12 protein-coding genes and 2 pseudogenes are annotated in these 14,621 nt (G+C 65.0%); 5 read left to right on the top strand and 9 right to left on the bottom strand.

The window, feature by feature from the left end; translation table 11 throughout:
- Positions 1 to 145 precede the first annotated feature (145 nt).
- From B4N44_RS18765 to B4N44_RS18780, 4 genes are all read left to right on the top strand, one after another.
- Positions 146 to 904: a mobilization protein gene (locus tag B4N44_RS18765; protein WP_296704254.1), complete on the top strand. Its 759-nt coding sequence runs from the start codon at positions 146 to 148 to the stop codon at positions 902 to 904.
- A gap of 135 nt (positions 905 to 1,039) precedes the next feature.
- Positions 1,040 to 3,583, top strand: coding sequence for a DNA translocase FtsK (locus tag B4N44_RS18770; RefSeq protein ID WP_296704257.1), 2,544 nt, complete (start codon positions 1,040 to 1,042; stop codon positions 3,581 to 3,583).
- Between the two features lie 145 nt (positions 3,584 to 3,728).
- Positions 3,729 to 4,436, top strand: a complete 708-nt coding sequence (locus tag B4N44_RS18775) for a LolA family protein (RefSeq protein ID WP_296704259.1) — start codon at positions 3,729 to 3,731, stop codon at positions 4,434 to 4,436.
- Positions 4,437 to 4,626: 190 nt separating this feature from the next.
- Positions 4,627 to 5,919, top strand: coding sequence for a replication-associated recombination protein A (locus B4N44_RS18780; RefSeq protein ID WP_296704262.1), 1,293 nt, complete (start codon positions 4,627 to 4,629; stop codon positions 5,917 to 5,919).
- Between the two features lie 74 nt (positions 5,920 to 5,993).
- Here B4N44_RS18780 and B4N44_RS18785 read toward each other — a convergent pair whose 3' ends face one another.
- The 3 genes from B4N44_RS18785 to nth all read right to left on the bottom strand — a co-directional run bounded on the left by B4N44_RS18785 (position 5,994) and on the right by nth (position 7,772).
- Positions 5,994 to 6,425, bottom strand: coding sequence for a host attachment protein (locus B4N44_RS18785; protein ID WP_296704264.1), 432 nt, complete (start codon positions 6,423 to 6,425; stop codon positions 5,994 to 5,996).
- Positions 6,426 to 6,584: 159 nt separating this feature from the next.
- Complete coding sequence (locus tag B4N44_RS18790) at positions 6,585 to 7,031, bottom strand: DUF1841 family protein (RefSeq protein ID WP_296704266.1); 447 nt, start codon at positions 7,029 to 7,031, stop codon at positions 6,585 to 6,587.
- A gap of 102 nt (positions 7,032 to 7,133) precedes the next feature.
- Positions 7,134 to 7,772: an endonuclease III gene (gene nth / locus B4N44_RS18795; protein ID WP_296704268.1), complete on the bottom strand. Its 639-nt coding sequence runs from the start codon at positions 7,770 to 7,772 to the stop codon at positions 7,134 to 7,136.
- Positions 7,773 to 7,834: 62 nt separating this feature from the next.
- Here nth and lexA point away from each other — a divergent pair, with 62 nt between their 5' ends.
- Positions 7,835 to 8,506 carry a transcriptional repressor LexA gene (gene lexA, locus B4N44_RS18800; RefSeq protein WP_296704270.1) on the top strand — a complete coding sequence of 224 codons (672 nt, stop codon included), beginning with the start codon at positions 7,835 to 7,837 and terminating at the stop codon, positions 8,504 to 8,506.
- Here the strand turns inward: lexA and B4N44_RS18805 are convergent.
- The 6 genes and pseudogenes from B4N44_RS18805 to B4N44_RS18830 all read right to left on the bottom strand — a co-directional run bounded on the left by B4N44_RS18805 (position 8,470) and on the right by B4N44_RS18830 (position 14,571).
- Positions 8,470 to 9,243, bottom strand: coding sequence for a LysM peptidoglycan-binding domain-containing protein (locus B4N44_RS18805; RefSeq protein WP_296704272.1), 774 nt, complete (start codon positions 9,241 to 9,243; stop codon positions 8,470 to 8,472). The genes lexA and B4N44_RS18805 overlap by 37 nt on opposite strands.
- Before the next feature lie 47 nt (positions 9,244 to 9,290).
- Positions 9,291 to 10,157, bottom strand: a pseudogene (locus B4N44_RS18810) (TrpB-like pyridoxal phosphate-dependent enzyme); the annotation flags it as partial.
- Positions 10,158 to 10,192: 35 nt separating this feature from the next.
- Positions 10,193 to 10,784 (bottom strand): annotated as a pseudogene (locus B4N44_RS18815) (pyridoxal-phosphate dependent enzyme); the annotation flags it as partial.
- A gap of 435 nt (positions 10,785 to 11,219) precedes the next feature.
- Entirely contained in the window at positions 11,220 to 12,620 is a 1,401-nt protein-coding gene (gene der / locus B4N44_RS18820; RefSeq protein WP_296704275.1) for a ribosome biogenesis GTPase Der, read from the bottom strand.
- Between the two features lie 5 nt (positions 12,621 to 12,625).
- Positions 12,626 to 13,927 carry an outer membrane protein assembly factor BamB gene (gene bamB / locus B4N44_RS18825; protein WP_296704279.1) on the bottom strand — a complete coding sequence of 434 codons (1,302 nt, stop codon included), beginning with the start codon at positions 13,925 to 13,927 and terminating at the stop codon, positions 12,626 to 12,628.
- Positions 13,928 to 13,944: 17 nt separating this feature from the next.
- Positions 13,945 to 14,571: a YfgM family protein gene (locus tag B4N44_RS18830; RefSeq protein ID WP_296704281.1), complete on the bottom strand. Its 627-nt coding sequence runs from the start codon at positions 14,569 to 14,571 to the stop codon at positions 13,945 to 13,947.
- Between the last annotated feature and the right edge of the window lie 50 nt (positions 14,572 to 14,621).

Below are 14,621 nucleotides of genomic sequence, written 5' to 3' on the forward strand. Positions count from 1 at the left end.
TTCCCGAGCGTTTCGCCCTTTGCTCCTTTGCGTTTCGATGCTCCTTTGGATCCGATCTTCGCCGGATCCCCGCCGGGCCTTGCGAGACCCTCGCCCTCGGTGCATGCTCCGAGCCCATCAAGGCGTACACCCGGAGCATCCACGCATGAGCAAGATCCATTTCATCGGCGGCGAGAAGGGCGGCGTCGGCAAGTCAGTGCTGGCCCGCCTGCTCGCGCAACATCATATCGACAACAACCAACCCTTTACGGTCTTCGATACCGACCAATCCCACGGGGCCATGCTCCGCTTCTACGGCGACTACTCCAGATCCGTCTTGCTCGATGCCTTCGAGGATGCCGATCAGCTGATGGAGGCTGCGCTTGCGGCGCCGCAGAATGTGCTGGTGGACCTGGCCGCCCAGACCTCCGCGCCCTTGTTCCGCTGGATCGATCAGAACGACTTCCTGACGCTTGCCGCCGACGAAGGGGTCGGAGTGGTCTTCTGGCATGTCATGGACGACGGGGCCGACGGCATCGGTCTGCTCCAGCGCCTCGTCGACCGCTACGGGGATGCGGCCTCTTATGTCGTGGTGCAGAACTACGGTCGCGGAAAGGATTTCTCCGCGTTCCGCAACTCTCCGGCCCGCGTCGCCGCCGAGGCCGTCGGTGCCCGCTTCATCGAGCTCCCCGAGCTGCACGCGGCCACGATGCGCAAGGTCGACCATCTCGCGGCGAGCTTCTGGGCTGCCGGCCAGAGCCGACCGGGCGGGCTTGGTCTGATGGATCGCCAGCGGCTCAAGGTCTGGATGCGCAAGGCCAACGAGCAGATCGCCTCCTTGGGTCCGGTCCTCGCCGTGCAGCCGCCGGCCGAGTCCGTGCAGGAGTGGTTGACGGGCGCAATGGACGAGACCTCGCCCGGCTGACCGATTCTCCAAGGGTGGTCGTCAAAGCGATCATTGCCCGGAACCAGGGGGAGCTCAGCCGGCTATCGGCCATCGAAACTACCCTAAGAAGCGCCGGCAACGGTATTATGGGGGGCCAAAATTTCGGAGAGAGTCATGGCGCAGGCGACACGATACGGGCAGTTGACGTTCAGCGACTATGTGGAGCGTGCGCTCCGCGAGGGCGCCATGTGGACCCTCATGGTCGTGGCGCTCTATCTGGTGCTCGCCTTGGCCAGCTACTCACCGGATGACCCCGGCTGGTCCTATGTCGGGGACGTCTCGCAGGTCAGCAACTCGGCCGGTCGGGCCGGCGCCTGGTTTGCGGATGTCACGCTCTTTCTTTTCGGGTTCTTCGCCTATCTGCTCCCGGTGATGGTCGGCTGGAGCGCCTGGCTGGTGTTCCGCGGTCGCGGCGAGGAGCCCGCGCCGCGGACCTGGATTCTGGCGCTGCGCTGGATCGGGTTCTTCATCACCATTGTTGCCGGCTGCGGATACGCCGCGATCCATCTCGCCGAGCTCGGCGCACACCTTCCGAACGGGGCCGGCGGCGGTCTGGGCCTGCTCGTCAGCGCCAACATGCGCGCCGCGTTCAACACCACGGGGACCAATCTTTTGCTCGGTGGCGCCCTTTTGGTCGGCTTTACGCTCTTCGCGGGGATCTCCTGGCTAAAGGTGGTCGACAACACGGGCGCTGTCGTTCTGCAGGCCGCGGCCTGGGTCGCGAATCTCGTGCAGGGTGCGGCGACGGGGCTGGTGTTGCGTCGGCAGGCTGCCGCAGCGGCGGAGTCGACCGGGCTTCCCGAGGCATTGAACCTCATCGACGATCCGACGCAATCCGACGGACCATCGATGCGTTCGCGCTTACGGGACGCGACCGGCCAGGAAGCGACCGGCTCCGAAGCGCCCGGGTACGAGCCGGGGGAGCGGCTCGGTCGTCGTTTCGAGGGGGTTCCGCGGCGTGTCCGGGAGGCCATGACCGAGCCCGAGACCCTGTCGCTCGACGATCTCAAACGCGGACAGAAGCCCGTGCCGGCGGCAGCACCTCGGATCAAGACGCCGGCGCGCCCGGTGACCCGACCGGAGCCGCCGATCCCGGCCATACAGGCCCCTTCGGTCCAGGCGGCTTCCTCTACCCATGCAGCAGCCGGTCGGACCGACGAGGTCAGTCTTCCGCCGCTCGACCTGCTTGATCTCCCGCGTCCGAGCGGACGAGCCTACTCGGACGAGCAGATCGAGGATCTCTCGCGACAGGTCGAGCTCAAGCTCGCCGATTTCGGCGTCCAGGTCCAGGTCGTGGCCGTCTACCCCGGTCCGGTCGTCACGCTCTTCGAGCTGGAGCTGGCACCCGGCATCAAGGTCAGCAAGATCACCGGACTGGCGAAGGACCTGGCCCGCGCGCTGTCGACCATCAGCGTGCGCGTGGTCGAGGTCATCCCGGGCAAGTCGGTGATCGGCATCGAGATCCCCAACCAGCAGCGCGAGACGGTCTTTCTGCGCCAGACCTTCGGCTCGGCGACCTATCGGGACGCCAAGTCGCCGCTCACCTTGGGACTGGGCAGCGATATCTCCGGCCTGCCGGTGGTCGTGGATCTGGCCAAGATGCCGCACGTGCTGATCGCCGGAACGACCGGCTCCGGTAAATCCGTGGCCATCAACGCCATGATCCTGAGCCTGCTCTACAAGGCCGGCCCGCAGGACGTGCGGCTCATCATGGTCGATCCGAAGATGCTCGAGCTCTCGGTCTACGAGGGCATCCCGCATCTGCTGACCCCGGTCGTGACCGACATGAAGGAGGCGGCCAACGCGCTGCGTTGGTGTGTGGGGGAGATGGAACGTCGCTATCGCCTGATGGCGAAGCTCGGGGTGCGCAATATCGGCGGCTACAACCGCCAGATCGCCGACGCCGCTGCGCAAGGACGCACCATCCCGGATCCCACCATCGCGGCGGATTTCGCCGCCGAGCAGGGTATCGAGGTGCCGGCCCTGGAGCATCTGCCCTACATCGTCGTGGTGATCGACGAGCTGGCGGACATGATGATGGTGGTCGGCAAGAAGGTCGAAGAGCTGATCGCGCGCCTGGCTCAGAAGGCGCGGGCCTCGGGCATCCATCTCCTGCTCGCGACCCAGCGCCCGTCGGTCGATGTCCTGACCGGGCTCATCAAGGCCAACATCCCGACCCGGATTGCCTTCCAGGTCTCCTCGCGAATCGACTCGCGCACCGTGCTGGATCAGATGGGCGCCGAGCAACTGCTCGGCAACGGCGACATGCTCTATCTGCCGCCGGGCGGCAACATTCCGCAGCGCGTGCACGGCGCATTCGTGGACGATCACGAGGTGCATCGGATCGTCGAGCACCTCAAGCAGTTCGGGGAGCCTCGGTATCTGCAGGACGTGCTGCGCGAGCCGACCGAAGTGCTGCCCGGCATCGATCCGGAGCCGCGCGGCGACACCGAGGATACGGATCCCCTGTTCGACGATGCGGTTCAGATCGTTGTGGAGAGCCGGCGCGCCTCCATCTCGGGCGTACAACGGCGTCTGAAGATCGGCTACAACCGGGCGGCGCGCATGATCGAAGAGATGGAGCGGATCGGGATCGTGGGTCCGGCTGAAACCAATGGCAACCGCGAGGTCTTGGCACCCCCGCCGATCGAGGACTAAACCGCACCCGGCGCGGCATGCGATGTTTTTGGATGGGGTCGGCCCGGAGAGACTTGACGGCCGCTGGAGTCGGCGCGGTTTAATCTGAATCTTTGGTGTTTTTTCGTGTCTTCCCTGGTTCATAAAGCCGTATTCAGGATTTCAAATGACAGATTTCGTCCACTTGGTCGATCGGTTCGGGCATCACCCGAGGCGTATTGAAAATCCCGGTCAATCATCGCGCTTGCGCGTCGTCGTACTCGCCTTGTTGTTTCCGCTGATCCTTCTGTCCGGGATCCCGACCGCAAACGCCGACGAGGGCGCAAAGCGGGTCAACGACTATCTGGCCGGACTCGGCAGCCTGCGTGCGGACTTCGAGCAGTTCACCTTCAATGCCGAGCGCACACGGATGATGGAGTCGCGCGGAACCCTTTATCTGCAGCGCCCCGGCCGTTTCCGCTGGGAGTACAGCACACCGAACCGACAGGTCATCATCGCCGACGGCAATCGGGTCTATCTTCATGATCTGGAGCTCAAACAAGTCTCGCATCAGAGCCAGAACCGCGCGCTGAGCGGAACCCCGGCCCTGCTCCTGGCCGACGGAGGGCCGATCGAGAAACACTTCGAGGCGTCGCCGATCGACAGCACCGACGGCCGGACCTGGGTCGAGCTGGTCCCCAAGGCGCAGGATACCGATGTCGTTCGGATCGAGCTCGGATTCAGCAAGGAAAACCTGGAAAGTCTCATCATGGAGGACAGCTTCGGGCAGACCACCCGGCTGAACTTCACGGGGACCGAGCGCAACGCCAAACTGAGCCCGAATCTGTTCAAGATGGAGCAGGGGGCGATGGACGATTTCCTCTCCTTCGACTGAAGCGCCCCTCGGTACGACATTTGGCTGTTTGCCGTCTGGGTCGCCCTTGTGGATCTCAACGGGCGTCGGTGCAGGCGCGCTTCAGGAGATTATTTTTTGATTCGGAACCGCGTCGGCCGCGAATGTCTCGAGTACTGCCGGGCGTCGGGTTCCGGCGGAGCCTTGGTCACCGCTTCGGGCGCGGTTCAGAATGACTGATCCGCCACTCGCCGAACGGATGCGACCGACAACATTGGACGGATTCTTCGGTCAGCAGCACCTGCTTGCGCCGGGCAAGCCGTTGCGTGGGGCGATCGAGTCGGGACAACTCCACTCGATGATCTTCTGGGGGCCTCCCGGCTCGGGTAAGACCACGCTCGCGCGCCTCATCTCGCGGGTCTCGGGTGCCCATTTCCTCAGTCTCTCCGCCGTCCTCGCGGGCGTGAAGGAGATCCGCGACGCGGTCGTCACGGCGCGAACGGTGCGCGATCTGGAACAGCGCCCCACACTGCTCTTCATCGACGAGGTGCACCGATTCAACAAGGCCCAGCAGGACGCCTTCCTGCCGCATGTCGAAGACGGCACCCTGACGTTTATCGGGGCCACGACCGAGAATCCGTCCTTCGCGTTGAACAATGCGCTGCTCTCGCGTGCACGGGTCTATCTGCTTCATGCCTTGGAGACGGAGGACATCGCGCGCGTCTTGTCGCGTGCCCTCGAGGAGCCCGTGCAGGGGCTTGGCGAGCGTGGGTTGCGCCTGTCGGAGGAGGCCGCGCATCTGCTCGCAGGCAGCGCCGACGGCGATGCCCGCCGGGCGCTGAATCTTCTCGAATTGGCGGCCCGGATGACGGCGGGCGAGGAGATCACGCCGGCGACCGTCGCGGAGGTGATCGCCGGCAGCGTGCGACGCTTCGACAAGGGCGGGGACATCTTCTACGACCAGATCTCGGCGCTGCATAAGTCGGTACGTGGATCGGACCCGAACGCCGCGCTCTATTGGCTGGCGCGGATGATCGACGGCGGCTGTGATCCGCTCTATGTGGCGCGGCGCATCGTGCGGATGGCCAGCGAAGACATTGGCAACGCCGATCCGCGTGCACTGGACCTGGCGCTCAACGCCCGGGAGGCGCAAGAACGTCTCGGCTCCCCGGAGGGGGAGCTGGCACTTGCTCAGGCGGTGGTCTATCTCGCCTGCGCCGCCAAGAGCAACGCGGTTTATCTGGCCTGGAACGCGGCCCTGGCCGACGCCCGGTCGTTCGGCTCGCTGGATGTGCCGGTTCATCTGCGCAATGCCCCGACCAAGCTGCTCAAAGAGCTGGGACATGGCCGTGCCTATCGCTATGCCCACGACGAGCCCGAGGGATATGCGGCAGGGGAGTCCTATCTACCGGATGCCTTGTCGGGGCGACGCTATTACAGGCCGGTCGATCGCGGTTTGGAGATCCGCATTCGCGAGAAGCTGGAGCGTCTCGAAGCGCTCGACAAGGCGGCGGGGCGAGACTGAGCGCGTCGCCGACGGTTGGTTGTGCCTCGCATGGCTGGCACAACCGACGGCCGACGCAGCCTGGTGCGCCCGAGTCAGAGAAAATCCGGAAGGCTCTTGCGGATCGCCTCCGGGCTATGGGTCGTCAGGTTCTTGTCGACCTCCCCCGCGACCAGTTGCTTGAGCGAAGGGGACTGATGTTTGCGCAGCATCCCCAAGAAAGCCGGAGCAGCGATGACATAGAGCTTTTGAAGCTCACCTTTGTTGCGCGCGCTCTCCAGTGTCTCGCAGACCAGACCGGCGAAGCGTTCGGCATTCTCCTGCTTGTGCGCCTCCTCGCCGTTGATGCCGTGCGCTCCCGACATGGGGTCGTGACCGCGACCACCCTTGTCGGTCGTCAGATCGCCCTCGTGAAGCCGACCTTCCGGGGAGGTCAGCGTGTGGATCTCGCGCAGCGCGCCAGCTGATTTGTCAGTGGCAAAGATGCGTGCGCGGCTGTTGTCGGCGGCCAGTATCCAAGTCAACATGATGTCGTCTTACTCCCGTGCTGAGCCCGACCATGATACGGTCGGAGCCTTGGATGAGACGGGATGATCGCCTTCGCGATGCGGGGTTGTGCTGTGGCGCGCCCCGCTCTGTGTTGGTCGGCTCCCGTCTCTTTCAGTGTAACAGGCCCGTCACGAAAATCAGTGTCCCGGTCGACTCGCGCCGGCAGCGCGTTCCACGCACTCGAGGTAGCTCGCGGCGTCGAAGGGTGCTTGGTTGCGTTGCAGTGTCCAGAGCGCCTCGGCGAGGCATTCCATGATGCGGTGCTCGGTCTCGTGCGGGTCGCCGGTGGTCTGCATCAGGCGGCTATAGAGCCCCCGGATGCCCGCAGGCTGATCGACGCTCAACTGCTCGAGGATGGCGAGGTGCAGGCCCATGTGCAGGAATGGATTGGATTCGCCTTGCTCGGGGAGATAGTCACGCTCCAGGGTCTTCTCGGTCTCCGTCATGAGACGGTGATACTCGGGGTGTCGGTGCAGGACCTCGACGATCTGAGCCTCGACCGGCTCCAGGGGCTGCCCGGCTTGGGCCTTCAGCCAAGCGGTGATGAAGGTGCGACGATGGCTTTCACGGTCGTTTGCGAACATGGCGTCGAGGATCTCGATGGGGTGCAGGGGATTCGGGCTCGGTACAGCCTTTGACGGCACGTGTTTTGACGTGTCGTGTGGCGATGGTGTTCGATCCTTATGTCACGGCGGCGGCGTCTTGTCCCGATAGTCGCACAGATCTGCGATCGGACATTCGGGGCAGCGCGGTTTACGTGCAAGACAGACATAGCGTCCGTGCAGGATCAACCAGTGATGGGCATCCTTCAGAAAGACCTTGGGGACATGGCGCAGCAATGCCTGCTCGACCGCGAGCGGGGTCTTTCCGGGCGCGAGGCCGGTGCGGTTGGCGACGCGGAAGATATGGGTATCCACGGCCATCGTCGCCTCGCCGAAGGCGGTGTTGAGCACCACGTTGGCGGTCTTTCGCCCGACGCCCGGGAGTGCCTCCAAGGCCTTGCGCTCGCGCGGGATCTGACCGCCGTGCTCCCCGACCAGGATCGCACAGGTCTTGATGATGTTGGCAGCCTTGCCGTTGAAGAGTCCGATGGTTCGGATATGCGCCTTGAGGCCTTCCTCGCCTAAGGCGAGGATCGTCTCGGGCGTATCGGCGACCGCGAATAGGCGCGCCGTGGCCTTGTTGACGCCTTTGTCGGTCGCCTGTGCCGACAAGATCACCGCCAGCAGAAGCTCGAAGGGCGTGCGATACACCAGCTCGGTCGTCGGCGCCGGGTTGGCGGCGCGAAGACGCTCGAAGAGACGCCTGCGCTTTTCTTTGTTCATCGATGGATAATCCTGTGAGGCTGTATAAAATAACAGCCTATTGCGTCGAGCGATTTTCCGACATGAACACGGGCCTGACCCCTCGGCAGCGGCAGATCCTGGAGCTGATCAGGTCGCATATCCATGAAACCGGGGTACCGCCGACACGCGCGGAGATCGCCCGGACCTTCGGTTTTCGTTCCGCCAATGCGGCCGAAGATCATCTGCGCGCCTTGGCTCGGCATGGCGCGATCGAGCTGACGCGGGGCCGCTCGCGCGGAATCAGGCTGATCGACGAAGCATGCCTTGCCCGTGAGCTCGAGCTTCCGATCATCGGACGTGTCGCCGCCGGCAGTCCTATCCTGGCCGATGCACATATCGAGGACTCATGCCCGGTCAATCCGGACCTGTTTTGTCCCCGCGCGGACTATCTGTTGCGGGTTCGCGGCAGCAGTATGTGCGATGCCGGCATCCTCGACGGTGATCTTCTCGCGGTCCATGCCACCTCGCAGGCGAGCGACGGCCAGATCGTGGTGGCCCGTTTGGGCGACGAGGTGATGGTCATGCGCCTGCGTCGGCAAGGCAACGGGTCCGATCGGGTGTGTCCGACGTCCGAGAATCCGAGCTTCGAACCGATCCCGGTCGATCTGCGCACGCAAGATCTGGTCGTCGAAGGCTTGGGGGTCGGCCTGCTTCGGCGTTTCGCAAGCGGCAAGGCTCAAGGTACGACCAGCGTCACTCCGGGCATCAGTTGATCGGGGTCTTCGAGCACATGACGATTGGCCTCGAACAGTGCACGCCATCGACTGCTGTCGCCATAGCAGCGACTGCTGATCAATGCCAGCGAGTCGTTGGGACGGACTCGATAGGCACCTTGTGCGTCCAGCACGCGTGCGAGGGCGAGTTGACGTTGGTGTAGGACCTTCTCGGCGGCAGTGACCGCCTGCCCCGCGCTTGAATCCCTTTTCACGTCCGGATCCTGCAGTGTGTTGCGCAGTTCCGCATAGGCATCGCTTGCGGCCTGCCGCGCCTGCTCCTCATCGAGTGTGCCGCCGTCCTGCGGAGGGACCCGTGCCCGGAGCGCTTCGAACCGGCGCTCGAGTGCCTCGTGGGCGGTGCTGAGCGAGAGCCTGCGGGCATCGAGCTCCGAGATTTTCCCGTCGCGCTCGCTGAGTGTCCGCTCGAGGTCGAGCAGCGCCTCCTTGAGGCGCTGCACCTCGCCGTTGAGGCGCTCGATCTCCTGGCTTCCCTCCGCAAGCCGGCGTTCCGCCTCCATGCGGGCTTGATCGGCGCTCTTGCGGGCATGCGCGGATTCCTTGAGCTTTCCCTCCATACCGAGGAGACGCAGGGTCAAGGCTTCGATCTCTGTACCGGGCGCGGTCGTCGACTCTCGATCGTCCGACGGAGCCTCGGTGCCGCCGGCCGCAGCCGCAACGAGCATCATCAAGACTGCCGTTAAGGGAACTGCCCGCCGAAAACGATCCCGGGTCATCGTGATTCTCCTGGCGTCGTCTCGGCTTGCGCTGGCCTACCTGCGATTTAGCCGATGCTCGGTAGCCCCGACAACGCCATCGCGACCTCGTCCTCGGCGTAGGTCAGGTCCTTCAGCTTGCCGGCCAGATAATCGGTATAGGCCTGCATGTCGAAGTTGCCGTGTCCGCAAAGGTTGAAGAGGATGGTCTTGGCCTCGCCGGACTCGCGGCACTTCTCCGCCTCGACGATCGCGGCCTTCACGGCATGGTTGGCCTCGGGCGCCGGGATGATGCCCTCGGCCTTGGCAAACTGGATGCCGGCGGCAAAGCAGTCCAACTGATTATAGGAGGTCGGCTTGATGTAGCCGAGTTTGGTCAGATGGCTGATCTGCGGAGCCATGCCGTGATAACGGAGCCCGCCCGCATGGAAGCCGGGCGGTACGAAGTTGGAACCGAGTGTATACATCTTCACCAGCGGGGTGAGCTTGGCGGTATCGCCGTAGTCATAGGCGAAGAGACCCTTCGTCAGCGTCGGGCAGGCCGAGGGCTCGACGGCGATCAGCTCGATGTCGCGCCCGCCGCGCAGCTTCTCGCCCAGGAAGGGGAAGGCGATGCCGGCGAAGTTGCTGCCGCCGCCGGTGCAGCCGACGATCACGTCGGGGTCGTCGCCGGCCATCTCCAGCTGCTGCATGGCCTCCAGGCCGACGATGGTCTGGTGCAGCAGCACGTGGTTGAGCACAGAGCCCAGCGCGTACTTGGTGTCTTCGCGCATCGCGGCCACTTCCACGGCCTCGCTGATGGCGATGCCCAGCGAGCCGGGGTGGTCGGGCCGTTGCGCGAGGATGGCGCGGCCGGCGGCCGTCTCCGGCGAGGGCGAGGGGATGCAGCGCGCGCCGTAGGTCTCCATCAGCGCGCGGCGGTAGGGCTTCTGGTCGTNNCGGCCTCGCTGATGGCGATGCCGAGACTGCCGGTGCTGTCGGGATGCTCCGCGAGGATGGCACGCCCGGACGCGGTCGTGTCGCTCGGGCTGGCGATGCACTGTGCCCCGAAGGTCTCCATGAAGGCGCGTCGATACGGCTTGTGGTGGAAGCTCACCTTGACCATGTAGACGACGATCTCGAGGCCGAACATGGACCCGGCCAAGGCGAGCGACGAGCCCCATTGACCGGCACCGGTCTCGGTGGCGATCCGCTTCACGCCTTCCTGCTTGTTGTAGAAGGCCTGCGGNNCTGCCGGCCGGGCTCACGCCCTCGTACTTGTAGTAGATCTTCGCCGGCGTCTTGAGCGCTTTCTCCAGTCGACGTGCCCGGTAGAGTGGCGCGGGGCGCCACTGCCGATAGACCTCGCGTACCGGCTCGGGGATCTCGATCTCGCGCTCGCTGCTCATCTCCTGCTCGATCACGGCACGCGGGAAGATCACCGCCAGATCGTCCGCCGTAATGGGCTGTTGGGTGCCCGGATGCAGGACCGGATCGAGAGGCGTCGGAAGATCGGCGTTGATGTTGTACCAAGTGCGCGGGAGATGCTGCTCGTCGAGCAGATATTTCACTGAGTCGCTCATGCTGTGCTCGGACCTCGGTAGTGGATATGGCGACCGGCCATCTTCGCCACCGGTCTTTGTCGTCCATCGGCAAGTGTGCCAGTTTTATGACCGATCTTGAATCCCATCCGGGCACAGGCCGTCGAGATTCAGCGCTTGGCGACGGCTCGTCCGACGCCGTATGGCGCGCCTCGACAACGGGCGAGGGCTTTGACCTAAACCGCACCTGACGCGGTATGGGATTTTTTGGATTGGATCAGCCTCGGCAGATTCGGCGAGAGTCGGAGTCTGCTCGGTTTAAGGTATTGAATAATGAAAATTCTAAACCACGTCTCCATCAGCGATAAGAGGCGCCCTCATGGTCGGGCCCCTCGCTGTAGAAAAGCTCCGTTTCCGGCTCCTGCATGAGCCAGGGACTCCACGCCCGTCAGCTGGGAAAATCCCGGACCGCGTTGCCTATCGCTTGCGGTTGACGAATGTCTTGAGGCGCTGGCGATTCTTGATCTGGCTGGGTGTGAGCGTGTTGCGGCGACCCGCGAAGGGGTTGGTGCCGCTCTTGAACTCGATCCGCAACGGGGTGCCGAGGAGCTTGAGTTCGCGCCTGAAGCGATTGATCAGATAGCGTCTGTAGGTGTCCGGGACGGATTCAGTCTGGTTGCCGTGGATGATGATGATGGGCGGGTTGCGTCCGCCTTGGTGGGCATAGCGCAGCTTGATGCGCCGTCCGTGCACCAGGGGCGGTTGATGCTCCTGGACGGCGTCCTCGAGCAGTCGCGTCAGCTCGGGTGTCGAGAGGCTGCGTGTAGCATTGGCATAGGCCTTCTCGACCTCGTCGAGCAGGAGGCCCACACCGCTGCCGTGCAGTGCGGAGACCAGGTACATCTTGGCGAAGTCGAGGAAGGCGAGCTTGCGCGCGAACTGGGTCTTGATCTGCTCGCGTTGGTCCTGATCCAGTCCGTCCCACTTGTTGATCGCGACCACCAGTGCCCGCCCGCGCTCGATGATGTGTCCCGCGAGCGTGGCGTCCTGCTCGCCGACGCCCTCGTGTGCATCGAGCACCAGGATGACGACATTGGCCGCGTCGATCGCCTGGAGTGTCTTGATGACGCTGAACTTCTCGATGACGTCCTCGATCCGGGCGCGTCGGCGCATGCCTGCGGTGTCGATCAGGGTGTAGTGCCGACCCTGTTGCTCGAAGGGGACGAAGATGCTGTCGCGGGTGGTACCCGGACTGTCGAAGGTGACCAGCCGGTCGTCGCCGAGGATGCGGTTGATGAGCGTCGATTTGCCCGCGTTCGGGCGCCCGACAATGGCGACCCGGATGCCGTCCTCGGTCTGCGCGGCGTCGATCCCCTCGTCGTCGGTTCTCGGGAAGCCGGCGAAGACCGCGTCGATGAGGTTCTGCACGCCGCGTCCATGGGTGGCCGAGACCGCCATCGGCTCGCCGAGACCGAGCCGATGGAAGTCGGCGGTGGCCAGCACCGGGTCCATGGTGTCGCTCTTGTTGACCACCAGGCTCACCGGCTTGCCCATGCGGCGCAGCCGTGCGGCGATCTCGATGTCGCCCGGGGTGCAGCCGTCGCGCGCGTCGACGAGGAAGAGCAAATGATCGGCCTCGTCGATCGCGAGCTGGACCTGGCGCTCCATCAGCGCCTCGACCCCGTCGACGGCCTGGCTGATGCCGCCGGTGTCGACGATGACGTAGCGGCTCGGTCCCACGACACCGATCCCGTACTGCCGATCGCGGGTCAGGCCGGGAAAGTCTGCGACCAGTGCATCCCGGGTGTGCGTCAGGCGATTGAAAAGCGTCGACTTGCCCACGTTGGGCCGGCCGAGCAGGGTAATGACGGGCAGCATGCCGTTCAGGGGCTGGACTCCGGTGGTGCGGATCCCGGCGAATCGGCCGGTGCGGTGTCGACATCGCGCGAGGCGGTACCTGCGTCGGCAGGCGCGCTGCCGCGCAGGCCCAACGTGGCTGCGGGCGCACCGCCGATGCTCAATGCGGCCAGGGTACCGTCGTCGGCAAAGACGTAGAGACGGTTGCCGACGACCAAGGGCCGTGCCGTAATCGCCCCTTTCCCGGTGATGCGGGTGCGCCCGACCAGACGGCCGTCGGAGCGTGTGAGCAGGTGGACATAGCCGTCGAGATCGCCGACCGCAATCAGGTTGCCCACCAGCGCGGGGGCGGTCACCTGACGGTAGCGCAGACTCTCTTGACGCCAGCGCCCGGCGCCGTCGTTCGGGTCCGCGCCCCAGATCTGGTCGCTCGAATCGGTGATGAAGAGGTCGGACGCATCGGCGACGAGTCCGGCATGTGCGGAGAGCTCGCGTCGCCAGATGACGGTGCCGGTGGTGATGTCGACGGCAGCCAGATCGCCGTTGTAGGAGCCGACGAAGGCAATGGTTCCGATCACGACCGGGTCAGCATCGATATCGGCGATGCGCGAGAGCTCGGAGCGCCCGCTCGGGCGGGTAATGACGATCTCCCAGAGCGGGGTGCCGTCGGCCGGATCCAGGTTCACGAGCTTGCCGCCGGACAGGCCGACCAAGACCCCGGCGGGCGTCAGGACCGGACTGCTGCTGCCGCGCAAGGTGAGCACGGGCGCCGGATAAGTCACACGCCATTGCTGGGCGCCGGTGTTGGCGTCGATCCCGTAGACGCTGTCGTCCAGCGTGTGGACGATGACTTGGGCCGTGTCGGTCAGGCGCGGGACCGAGAGAACCTCGCTGCCGAGCTGGGTGCGCCAAAGCTCCTTGCCGTCGCTGACGGAGAAGGCGATGAGCTCGCCCCGACTGGTGCCGATGACCAAACGCTCGCCCTTCACATCGGGTCCGCCGCTGAAATGCAGATCCGTGTCGCGCTCCCAGAGGACGCGTCCGCTGTCCGCGGCGACGGCGGCCAGCCGACCACGTGGATCGGCGACATAGAGACGGTCCGCGGCAAGCACCGGAACCAAATAGAGTCGTCGCTCCGCCGTGCCGCGCGTCACTCGCGCCGACCAGAGGGTCGTTAAGCCGACCGTCTGCACGATCTCGGTGAGCTTGGTCGGCGGCGTAGGATCCTTGTCGGCGCCGATCCAGGGGATCATCCCGCAACCGCTCAACAGGCCGGCGAGAAGCAGTACCCCGAGTCGGGCGGCGCCCGCTTTCGATTGCGTGACCATAGACGGCTCTCCGAGCGCTATCCGGCGGCGGGTAGGTTGTCGAGCTTGAGACGGATCAACTCCGAGAATCCGGTCCCTTCGGCGATTGCCTGCTCGTAGGCCGCGCGTGCCGCGACCGTATCCCCGCGTGCCGCGGCGATGTCGCCCCGCACCGCGGCGAAGTCGCCGGCAAACTCGGGACCGGTGTCGTGATCCGCAACGGTCTTGGCCGCCTCGTCCAAGCGGCCCTCCGCAACCTGGATCCGCGCCAGGCGAAGCGCTGCGATGCGGGCCAGTGCGGGGTCCGGAGCAGCGCCGATCACCCCGGTCAAGGCGGTCATGGCCGCCTCGGCTTGGCCGGACTCGTAGAGCGCCTTCGCCTCGACCAGCGCGCCGAGCGCCGCATAGGGCGTCGAGGCGAACTCGTCGTCGAGCATGCGGGCCTGGGTCACGACCGCCTCGGTTTGACCGGTCGCGGCGTTCGCGAGCACCTGATCGAAGACCGCCGAGCCCTGGCCGGCGACGCTGTCGCGATAATCCCCCCAATAGCGCCAGCCGACGATGGCGCCCAGGCCGATGGCGATGCCCACGACGATCGCCACACCGTTCTCTTTCCACCAAGTCTTGATGGCTTCGACTTTTTCGTCGTCGGTCTCGTAACTCACTTCGCTCTCCGTTGTGGCGTGGATTCCCGTGCAGCCTGGCCGGCGTCGTC

This window comes from Thiocapsa sp. UBA6158 (assembly GCF_002423035.1).
Taxonomy (GTDB): domain Bacteria; phylum Pseudomonadota; class Gammaproteobacteria; order Chromatiales; family Chromatiaceae; genus Thiocapsa.